Annotated in this window: 9 protein-coding genes; 6 read left to right on the top strand and 3 right to left on the bottom strand. The window is 69.6% G+C overall.

What is annotated here, in order from left to right; genetic code table 11:
• The coding region (locus HMPREF3115_RS17245; protein ID WP_141751689.1) for an IclR family transcriptional regulator at positions 1 to 821 on the bottom strand (821 nt) is incomplete at its 3' end.
• A 176-nt stretch (positions 822 to 997) separates the two neighbouring features.
• Between HMPREF3115_RS17245 and HMPREF3115_RS17240 the strand changes: the two genes are divergently transcribed.
• The 3 genes from HMPREF3115_RS17240 (at position 998) to HMPREF3115_RS17230 (ending at position 4,938) form a co-directional block, all read left to right on the top strand.
• Positions 998 to 1,957, top strand: a complete 960-nt coding sequence (locus HMPREF3115_RS17240; RefSeq protein WP_006403618.1) for an MBL fold metallo-hydrolase — start codon at positions 998 to 1,000, stop codon at positions 1,955 to 1,957.
• Positions 1,958 to 2,132: 175 nt separating this feature from the next.
• Positions 2,133 to 3,482 carry an MFS transporter gene (locus HMPREF3115_RS17235; RefSeq protein ID WP_070555329.1) on the top strand — a complete coding sequence of 450 codons (1,350 nt, stop codon included), beginning with the start codon at positions 2,133 to 2,135 and terminating at the stop codon, positions 3,480 to 3,482.
• A gap of 100 nt (positions 3,483 to 3,582) precedes the next feature.
• Positions 3,583 to 4,938 carry an MFS transporter gene (locus HMPREF3115_RS17230; protein WP_070555326.1) on the top strand — a complete coding sequence of 452 codons (1,356 nt, stop codon included), beginning with the start codon at positions 3,583 to 3,585 and terminating at the stop codon, positions 4,936 to 4,938.
• A gap of 25 nt (positions 4,939 to 4,963) precedes the next feature.
• Here HMPREF3115_RS17230 and HMPREF3115_RS17225 read toward each other — a convergent pair whose 3' ends face one another.
• The gene (locus HMPREF3115_RS17225) at positions 4,964 to 5,764 is read right to left on the bottom strand and encodes an SDR family NAD(P)-dependent oxidoreductase (RefSeq protein ID WP_070555323.1); all 801 of its coding nucleotides are present in this window, start codon (positions 5,762 to 5,764) and stop codon (positions 4,964 to 4,966) included.
• Positions 5,765 to 5,918: 154 nt separating this feature from the next.
• Between HMPREF3115_RS17225 and HMPREF3115_RS17220 the strand changes: the two genes are divergently transcribed.
• Positions 5,919 to 6,890 (top strand): GlxA family transcriptional regulator, encoded by a 972-nt coding sequence (locus tag HMPREF3115_RS17220; protein WP_035488135.1) that lies wholly within the window; start codon positions 5,919 to 5,921, stop codon positions 6,888 to 6,890.
• Between the two features lie 35 nt (positions 6,891 to 6,925).
• Here the strand turns inward: HMPREF3115_RS17220 and HMPREF3115_RS17215 are convergent, their stop codons facing one another.
• Positions 6,926 to 7,417 (bottom strand): 2,4'-dihydroxyacetophenone dioxygenase family protein, encoded by a 492-nt coding sequence (locus HMPREF3115_RS17215; RefSeq protein WP_070555320.1) that lies wholly within the window; start codon positions 7,415 to 7,417, stop codon positions 6,926 to 6,928.
• Between the two features lie 144 nt (positions 7,418 to 7,561).
• Between HMPREF3115_RS17215 and HMPREF3115_RS17210 the strand changes: the two genes are divergently transcribed.
• Both HMPREF3115_RS17210 and HMPREF3115_RS17205 read left to right on the top strand, forming a co-directional pair.
• Positions 7,562 to 8,041, top strand: coding sequence for a MarR family winged helix-turn-helix transcriptional regulator (locus tag HMPREF3115_RS17210; RefSeq protein WP_006403612.1), 480 nt, complete (start codon positions 7,562 to 7,564; stop codon positions 8,039 to 8,041).
• Between the two features lie 120 nt (positions 8,042 to 8,161).
• Positions 8,162 to 9,412, top strand: coding sequence for an MFS transporter (locus HMPREF3115_RS17205; protein WP_006411212.1), 1,251 nt, complete (start codon positions 8,162 to 8,164; stop codon positions 9,410 to 9,412).
• Positions 9,413 to 9,448: the final 36 nt, after the last annotated feature.

Below are 9,448 nucleotides of genomic sequence, written 5' to 3'. Positions count from 1 at the left end.
TCCGGTGCGGCGCCCAGCGACGCGGTGGCCCGCCGCGCCGCGTCGCGCAGCGCGGCCGCGACCGGGCCGTCCCAGCCGACGTCGATCGATTCCGACGAACCGATGACGGTGAGCGCGAGCTGCAGGCGTCCGTCCGCGTCGAACACGGGCACGCACATCGCGCTGACGCCCGGGCTCGGCAAATCGACACTGCGCTCGATGCCGCGCGCACGGATCGCGTCGAGTTCGGCCTGCCGCGCGCCGGCGTCCGGCGCCGGCTGCGGCGTGCGCTCGAAACCGGCGAGCGCATCGCCGGCGCCGGCCTGGCTGGCGGCCATTGCCGCGAGTTGCGCGGGATCGCCGAACGCGCGGAATACGCGGCCCGTCGCCGTCGTGTCGAGCGACATTACCGACCCGACATGCAGGTTCACATGCAGCGGATAGCCGCCGTGCTCGATCCGCACGATCGTCGGGCCGAGCGCACCCGGCACCGACAGCGCGACGCTGAGCCCGACCGTTTCCGCGAGCCGTGCCGCGTGCGGCAGCGTCGCGCGATACGCGGGCTGACGCTCGATCGACATGAGCCCGAGCCGCAGCGAGAGCGGCCCCGGCTCGTAGTTGCCGGTGATCGCGTCGCGCTTCACGAGCGCGAGCCGCGTCAGACTGACTAGATACGTATGCGCCTGCGCAGTGGACAGATCGGCCGCGGCCGCGAGCTCCGACAGGCCGAGCGGCTTGCGCCGGCGCGCGAGCGCATCGAGCAGCCGGCCGCCGACCTCGACGCTCTGGATGCCGCGCTGCGCCTTCGGCGCGTCGTCGGCGCTGACTTCGTGGTTCTGCACGCGTTGATCTTCCGTAAACGAAACCCCGCATGGTATCCGACGCCATTTGCAGCGTCGGTCCACAGGTTTACCCGTATTAGACAATAGCAAGCGACTTTGTCATTGACAAATAATCGTTGCAAGACGATGATCGGCCCATTCCCCTCAACACATGGCTCGCAGCCACGGAACGCAACATGGCCAAAGCATTCGCCTCCCAAGCCGATCTCGAAGAGAAGAAGATCACCTGGACGCAGCTGTCCGAGAACGCGTACGCGTACACCGCCGAAGGCGACCCGAACTCGGGCGTGATCATCGGCGACGACAGCGTGCTGATCGTCGATACGACCGCGACGCCCGCGATGGCGCAGGATCTGATCGCGAAGATCCGCAGCGTGACCGACAAGCCGATCAAGCACGTCGTGCTGTCGCACTATCACGCGGTGCGCGTGCTCGGCGCGTCGGCGTACTTCGCGGAAGGCGCGCAGCACGTGATCGCGAGCCGCGGCACGTACGAGATGATCGTCGAGCGCGGCGAGGCCGACATGAAGTCGGAGATCGAGCGCTTTCCGCGCCTGTTCGCGGGCGTCGAGACGGTGCCGGGGCTGACCTGGCCGACGCTCGTGTTCGAGCGCGAGATCACGCTGTTCCTCGGCAAGCTCGAGGTGAAGATCATGCACGTCGGCTCGGGCCATACGAAGGGCGACACGATCGTCTGGCTGCCGTCGCAGAAGGTGCTGTTCTCGGGCGACCTCGTCGAATACGACGCCGCGTGCTACTGCGGCGACGCGCAGCTCGAGCAGTGGCCGGCCACGCTCGAGGCGCTGCGCGCGCTCGGCGCCGAGAAGCTCGTGCCGGGCCGCGGCCCCGCGCTGCTGAATCCGGCCGAAGTGAACCGCGGCCTCGACTACACGAAGGACTTCGTGACCACGCTGCTCGCGCAGGGCCGCAAGGCGGTCGAGCGCAAGCTCGATCTGAAGGCCGCGATGGCGCTCACGCGCGAAGCGATGGATCCGAAGTTCGGCCACGTGTTCATCTACGAGCACTGCCTGCCGTTCGACGTGTCGCGCGCCTTCGACGAAGCGAGCGGCATCACGCATCCGCGCATCTGGACCGCGGAGCGCGACAAGGAAATGTGGGCCGCGCTGCAGGACTGAGCGGCCTCCGGCGGCGCGCCGCGCCGCCGCCTTGCCGCGATGCCGTCCGGCCGCCGCGCAGCGCGGCGGTCCGCACGGCCTGACCCGCTCTCATAGAAAGCAGGGCGCACGAACGCCCTCGGGAGAGCGCTGCGCGCGAAACGCGCAGTCCGTTCGAAGAGTTTGGAGAGAGACAATGTCCCGATCGCTTCCCGCCGAAGCGACGCTCGCGCACGCGAGCGCGCCGGCTTCCGCGTCCGCCGACGCGCAGCTGTTCCGCAAGATCGCATCGCGGATCGTGCCGTTCCTGTTCCTCTGCTACGTCGTATCGTTCCTCGACCGCATCAACATCGGCTTCGCGCAGCTGCAGATGAAGCACGACCTCGGCTTCAGCGATGCGATGTACGGCCTCGGCGCGGCCGTGTTCTACATCGGCTACGTCTGCTGCGAGGTGCCGAGCAACATGCTGCTCGCGCGCTTCGGCGCGCGCCGCACGTTCACGCGGATCATGCTGCTGTGGGGCCTCGCGTCGACGGGCATGATGTTCGTGTCGCAGCCGTCGCACTTCTACGTGCTGCGCTTCCTGCTCGGCGTGTTCGAAGCCGGGTTCTTTCCCGGCATCGTGCTGTACCTGACCTACTGGTTTCCCGCGAACCGCCGCGCGGCCGCGATCTCGGTGTTCTTCGCGGGCGTCGCGGTCGCCGGCGTGCTCGGCGGCCTCGTGTCCGGCTGGATCATGCGCGACATGAGCGGCGTGCTCGGGCTGCACGGCTGGCAGTGGATGTTCGCGATCGAGGGCGCACCGGCGATCCTGCTCGCGTTCGTCGCGTTCGCCTGTCTCGTCGATCGGCCGCAGGACGCGGCCTGGCTCAGTGCCGAGGAAAAGGCGCGCGTCGCCGCGCTGTGCGCGGACGGCAGCACGCACGGCGCCGCATCGCACGGGCACAGCGCGCGCAGCGTCGCGGCCGCGCTCGCGAATCCGCGCGTGTATCTGTTCGCGTTCATCTATTTCTCGCTGACCTGCGCATCGCTGACGCTGAACTTCTGGATGCCGCTGATGATTCGCGACTTCGGCGTGACCGACGTCGTCGCGGTGAGCCTGTACACCGTCGTGCCGAATGCGGTCGGCGCGGTCGGGCTGGTTCTGATTGCGCGCCGCTCCGATCGTACCGGCGAGCGGCGCCGGCACTTCGCGGTCTGCACGATCGGCGGCGGCCTCGCGCTGGCCGCGCTGACGCTGCATCTGCACAGCTTCGTTGCGATGCTCGCGTGCCTGTCGGTCGCGGCGACGCTGATCTTCGCCGCGCTGCCGATCTTCTGGGCGGTGCCCACGCGCTATCTGTCCGGCAACGCGGCCGCGGCCGGCATCGCGCTGATCAGCAGCATCGGGATCACGAGCGGCATCGTCAGCCCGTGGGTGATCGGGCTGATCCGCACGCGCACGGGCAGCATGGATCTCGCCGTCTACCTGCTCGCCGCGCTGCTCGCGCTGAGCGGCGCCGCGCTGATGCTCGGCGTCAAGGACGAGCCGGCGCCGCGCGCGTGAGCTCCGCCGGCCGCGGCTCGACGGGCCGCCGCGGCCGGCGCTTCGCGTTCGCGCCCGTCTGTCCGTTCATCCGTTCATCCGTTCGTCGAGGAGACACACGATGTCATCGCCCCTTCAAGCGGACGCCGCGCGCACCGTCGCGCCCGGCGCTGCCGCCGACGATGCGCTGTACCGCCGCATCGGCACGCGTATCGTGCCGTTCCTGTTCGTCTGCTACATCGTGTCGATCCTCGATCGCAGCAACATCGGTTTCGCGCAGTTGCAGATGCGTGAGGATCTCGGGCTGACCGATGCGATGTACAGCCTCGGCGCGGTGCTGTTCTTCGTCGGCTACGTGCTGTTCGAAGTGCCGAGCAACGCGCTGCTGCGCCGCTTCGGGGCGCGGCGCACGTTCGCGCGGATCATGTTTCTGTGGGGCAGCGTATCGGTCGCGATGATCGCGGTCGACAGCGCGAAGCACTTCTATGTGTTGCGTTTCCTGCTCGGCGTGTTCGAGGCCGGCTTCTTTCCCGGCGTCGTGTTCTATCTGACGTACTGGTATCCGGCGCGGCGACGCGCGTCGGTGCTGTCCGTGTTCTATGCGGGCGTCGCCGTGGCCGGCATGATCGGCGGGCTGTTGTCGGGCTGGATCATGCGTGGGATGTCGGGTGTGCTCGGCTTGCACGGCTGGCAATGGATGTTCGCGATCGAGGGCGCGCCCGCGGTCGTGCTCGGCGTGATCGCGTGGTTCTGGTTGTGCGACCGGCCCGAGCACGCGCGCTGGCTGTCCGCCGACGACCGGCAGCGGCTCGCCGCCGATCTCGCCGCCGACCGCGCGGCCGCGCCGGCCGGCGGCGCGCGTTCGCTGCGACAGGTCCTCGCGGAGCCGCGCACGTATCTGTTCGCGTTCATCTACTTCTCGCTGACGACCGCACTGCTGATGCTGCTGTTCTGGATGCCGCTGATGATCCGCGAATTCGGCATCCGCGACGTCGTGCAGATCAGCCTGCTGTCGATCGTGCCGAACGCGATCGGCGCGGCCGGCCTGATCGCGATCGCGCGACGCTCGGACCGGCGGCGCGAGCGGCGCCGGCATTTCGCCGCCTGCGCGCTCGGCGGCGCGGTCGCGCTCGCGCTGCTGACGCTGCACCTGCCGAACCTCGTCGCGATGATGGCGCTGCTGTCGATTGCCGCGATGCTGATCTTCGCCGCGCATCCGGTGTTCTGGGCCGTGCCGTCCGCGTACTTCTCGGGCGCCGGCGCGGCGGGCGCGATCGCGCTGATCAGCAGCATCGGCGTGTCGAGCGGGATGATCACGCCGTGGATCGTCGGTGTGATCCGCACGAAGACGGGCAGCATGGATCCGGCGATGCTGATAATCGCCGCGTTGCTCGCCGCCTGCGCCGTGGCGATGCTGATCGGTGTGCGCGCCGCGCCGCAGGGCAGCGCGGACGCGCGCGGCTCGGCGGCCGTTTGACGCCGATGCGCGGCGGCGGGCGGCGTCAGCGCGCGGCGGCGTAGCGCGGCGCCGGTGTGTCGGACGACAGGTGCGGCGCCATCGCACGGCGCGCCGCGTCGTAAGCGTCCCATTGCTCGCCCGCGTGCAGCGACGGAATCGTCACGAGTTCGCGGCGCTCGAAGCCGACCAGCGCCGCGTCGACCATATCGGACGCGGACATCACGATCGACTTCGGCAGATGTTCGATCGGCAGGCCGCCCGTCTGCCAGAACTCGGTCGCGGTCGCACCGGGCAGTACGGCCTGCACCTGCACGCCCTTGTCCGCGAGTTCGTGATGCAGCGACTGCGTGAACGCGAGCACGAACGCCTTGCTGCCGCCGTACACGCCGTTCAGCGTTTCCGGCGCCAGCGCGACGATCGACGCGATATTGATCACCGCGCCATGCCCGCGCGCGACGAAGCCCGGCACTGCCGCGTACGTGAGGCGCGTGAGCGCGGTGACGTTCAGGTCGATCATCCGCGTCATCGCGTCGACGTCGCTCTCGAGCAGCGGCGTATGCGTGCCGATGCCCGCATTGTTGACGAGCAGCGTGATGCTCGCATCCTGCTTCAGCTTCGCTTCGACGACGGTGAGCGCGGCGCGGTCGTTCAGGTCGGCCTCGATCACTTCGACGCCGCGTCGCGTGTCGCTCGTGATCCGCTGCGCGAGCGCGTCGAGCCGCGTGCGGCTGCGCGCGACGAGGATCAGATCGTAGCCGCGGCGCGCGAGCCGGTCCGCATAGATCGCGCCGATGCCGGACGATGCGCCGGTGACGACGGCGGTACCGCGATGAACTTGACTCATGGTGTCGCTCCGTTCGAGTAAGGGTGGGGTGGAGGCATTCTGGCGCCGAACGCGTGCGACACAAATGACGTAGATGGGTATGATTCAGGACATCGCGCCGACGGACGGTCCGCCGCGCACGCGACGCGCGGCGCACGGCGCGGGAGCAACGGGCATGCACCGGATCGGCTTTCTGATCAGCGACGGGTTTCAGATCATGGCGCTGGCCGCGCAGTCGGTGTTCGAGTACGCGAATCTCGGCATCGGCGAGCCGTTCTATGCGGTCGATCTCTACTCGGTCGATGGCGGCGACGTGCGCTCGTCGCTCGGGCTCGCGATCGCGACGCGGCCGTTGAACCATCGGCTGCGCATCGATACGTGGATCGTCGCCGGCGTCAACGATCCGCTCGCGTCGCCGCCGCCGGACGGCGTCGTCGCGTTTTTGCGGCGTCCGAACGCGCGCGCGCGACGGATCGCCGGCATCTGCACGGGCGCGTTCGTGCTCGCGGAGGCGGGGCTGCTCGCGCAGCGCCGTGCGACCACGCACTGGGCGTACGGGCGCGCATTGCGTGAGCGCTTCCCGGACGTGCGCGTCGAGGACGACCGCATCTTCATCGTCGACGGCCCCGTGTGGACGTCGGCCGGCATGACGGCCGGGCTCGATCTCGCGCTCGCGATGGTCGAAAAGGATCTCGGCGCGGAAGCCGCGCGCTCGACCGCGCACAAGCTCGTGATGCAGCAGCGGCGTGCGGGCGGCCAGTCGCAACACTCCGAACTGCTGACGCTCGCGCCGAAATCGGACCGCATCCAGAATGCGCTGAACTATGCGCGGCAGAACCTGAAGCGCGCGCTGACCGTCGAGGAACTGGCCGATGCCGTCCATCTGAGCCCGCGTCAGTTCAGCCGCGTGTTCACGCTCGAAACCGGCCAGTCGCCGGCCAAGGCGATCGAGCGGCTGCGGCTCGAGGCCGCGCGGCTGATGATCGAGCGCAGCCGGCATTCGCTCGACGTGATCGCGAAGGAGAACGGGTTTCGCGACCGTCGGCATCTGCGCGACGCATTCGTGCGCAGCTTCGGCCTGCCACCGCAGGCCGTGCGTCGCGACGCGCGCGCCGGCCTGGCGGCGGACGGAGAGGGTGCTGCATAGCGTGCGCCGCGGACCATCGCGCGACTATCGCATGACTATTTCGTGACGAACGGCGCCGCGGCGTCGGGCGCGCTGCGCGCATGCCGGCGCTGGCGCAGCAGCGCGACGCGGCAATTCTCGCGCGCCGTTTCGCGGCCGTCGTCGTCGAGCAGCACCAGATCGCCGCGCATCACGTTGAACGTGATCACGTCGTCGCCCGGCGCGCCGAGCGTTTCGGGCGTATGCACGGACCCGGCCGGCTCGAGCACCGTCGAGCCCGCCTGCGCGACCCAGTCGTATTCGCGGTACCGCCATGCGCCGCGCAGCGTATAGACGAACACCTGGCCGTCATGACGGTGGCGCGGCAGCGCGCGGCCGGCCGGCATCTTCAGCAGTGCCGTCAACGTGTCCTGCGCCGCATCGATATGCAGATACTTGATCGCGAGGCCGGGCAGCGCGTCGCTCATCGGCAGCCACGGAAGCGCGTCGTCGGGCAGGCACGAGATCGGCGGAAGGTCGGTCGGGAGCGGGGCGCGAGGCTGCGTCATGGTGCGGGACGGCATGGGAACGAAGAGCCGGCATTATCGCAGAGCGCGATGCGCGGGCCGAGGATCGTCGCGTGCCTGCGGCCGGCGTGCGGATATATACAGATAAACTGTACAGTTTCACTGCCGGTGTGCTAGCGTACGCCAATGAACCCGCGCGCCTTCCCTCCCGACACCCCTGACACGCCCGATCCGGCCGCGCTCGCCGGCGAACTCCGCATCTCGGTCGGCAAGCTGATGCGGCGGATGCGGGAACAGACCCACGCGAACGACCTGACTTCGTCGCAGAAATCGGTACTGCTGCGGCTCGATCGCGACGGCCCCGCGACGGTGTCGGCGCTCGCGCGCGCGGAGAGCGTGCGGCCGCAGTCGATGCGCGTAACGGTCGCCGCGCTCGAAGCGATCGGCGCAGTCAGCGGCGCACCCGATCCGGCCGACGGCCGGCAGACGCTGATTGCGCTGACGCCGGCGTTCCGCCGGACGCTGCAGGCGAACCGCGCAGCCAAGGACGACTGGCTGTTGCGCGCGCTGCAGGCGCAGCTGTCCGGGCAGGAACGCGCCGAGCTCGCATCGGCCGTGAGGCTGCTGCAGCGGCTCGCCGAGTTCGGCGAGTCCGGGCGGCGATGAGCGGCGCCGGCGCGTGCCGCGGGAGGCAACGATGAACGAACGGTTCGGGCACCAGGGGCACCAGGAAACATCGACGATCGGCCGCCGCAGGCCGCGTCGCCGCCTGCGGCGGGAGCGGTCATGAGCGTGCCGTCGACGGGCGTGTTCCGGTCGCTGCGCAGTTTCAACTACCGCGTATGGGCGGCCGGCGCGCTGGTGTCGAACGTCGGCACGTGGATTCAGCGCACGGCACAGGACTGGCTCGTGCTCACGCAGCTGACGCATCACGATGCGTCCGCGGTCGGGATCGTGATGTCGCTGCAGTTCGGGCCGCAACTGCTGATGCTGCCATGGACGGGCTACGCGGCCGACCGCTTCAACCAGCGCCGGCTGCTGATGACGACGCAGGCGCTGATGGGCGCGCTCGCGCTGGCGCTCGGCGTGCTGACCGTGACGGGCGTCGTGCGGCTGTGGCACGTCTATCTGTTCGCGTTCCTGTTCGGCTGCACGTCGGCCTTCGATGCGCCGGTGCGGCAGACCTTCGTCGCCGAACTGGTCGGCGACCGCGAGCTCGCGAACGCGGTCGCGCTGAATTCGACGTCGTTCAACGCGGCGAGGATGATCGGGCCGGCCGCGGCGGGCTTCATCATCGCGTGGGTCGGCACCGGCTGGGCATTCCTGACGAACGGGATCAGCTTCGTCGCGGTGCTTGCGTCGCTATCGCTGCTGCGTACCGGCGAACTGCGCGAGAGCGCGCGCGCCGTGCATTCGCGCGGCAGCCTGCTTGAAGGCTTTCGCTACGTATGGGCGCGCGCGGACCTGAAGGCGACGCTCGTGATGCTGTTCCTGATCGGGACGTTCGGCCTCAATTTCCCGCTGTTCATCTCGACAATGGCGGCCGGCGTGTTTCACGTCGATGCGCGCGGGTACGGGATTCTGTCGTCGATGATGGCGGTCGGCACGATTTCCGGCGCGCTGCTGGCCGCGCGCCGCGACCGGCCGCGGTTCCGGCACTTGTGGGCGGGCGCCGCGCTGTTCGGCGTCGGCTGCACGCTCGCGGCGCTCGCGCCCGGCTACTGGCTGTTCGCGGCGGCGCTCGTGCTGACCGGGATCGCGGCGATGACCTTCACGAACTCGACGAACGCGCTGATGCAACTGTCGACCGAGCCCGCGATGCGCGGGCGCGTGATGGCGCTGCGGCTGGCCGTCGCGTTCGGCGGCACGCCGATCGGCGCGCCGGTCGCCGGCTGGGTGGCGAATCACCTCGGCCCGCGCTGGGCGCTCGGCGTCGGCGCGGCGTCGGGTTTCGCGGCGGCAGGCGTCGCACTCTATTTCCTCATGCAACTGCGCGCGCAGCGGCGCAGCGGTGGCGTGCGCGACGACCGCGCGTGACCGTTCGCGGACCGCGCACGTCGAGCCGGCCGGCGC

The organism is Burkholderia sp. HMSC10F09 (assembly GCF_001806955.1).
Classification (GTDB): domain Bacteria; phylum Pseudomonadota; class Gammaproteobacteria; order Burkholderiales; family Burkholderiaceae; genus Burkholderia; species Burkholderia multivorans.
This window is presented reverse-complemented; position numbering and strand designations above follow the sequence as displayed.

Coding starts and splice junctions, on each gene's coding strand:
- HMPREF3115_RS17210 (WP_006403612.1), top strand. CDS start 7,562: ATGAACCCGCGCGCCTTCCCTCCCGACACCCCTGACACGCCCGATCCG.
- HMPREF3115_RS17240 (WP_006403618.1), top strand. CDS start 998: ATGGCCAAAGCATTCGCCTCCCAAGCCGATCTCGAAGAGAAGAAGATC.
- HMPREF3115_RS17215 (WP_070555320.1), bottom strand. CDS start 7,417: ATGACGCAGCCTCGCGCCCCGCTCCCGACCGACCTTCCGCCGATCTCG.
- HMPREF3115_RS17225 (WP_070555323.1), bottom strand. CDS start 5,764: ATGAGTCAAGTTCATCGCGGTACCGCCGTCGTCACCGGCGCATCGTCC.
- HMPREF3115_RS17230 (WP_070555326.1), top strand. CDS start 3,583: ATGTCATCGCCCCTTCAAGCGGACGCCGCGCGCACCGTCGCGCCCGGC.
- HMPREF3115_RS17220 (WP_035488135.1), top strand. CDS start 5,919: ATGCACCGGATCGGCTTTCTGATCAGCGACGGGTTTCAGATCATGGCG.
- HMPREF3115_RS17205 (WP_006411212.1), top strand. CDS start 8,162: ATGAGCGTGCCGTCGACGGGCGTGTTCCGGTCGCTGCGCAGTTTCAAC.
- HMPREF3115_RS17235 (WP_070555329.1), top strand. CDS start 2,133: ATGTCCCGATCGCTTCCCGCCGAAGCGACGCTCGCGCACGCGAGCGCG.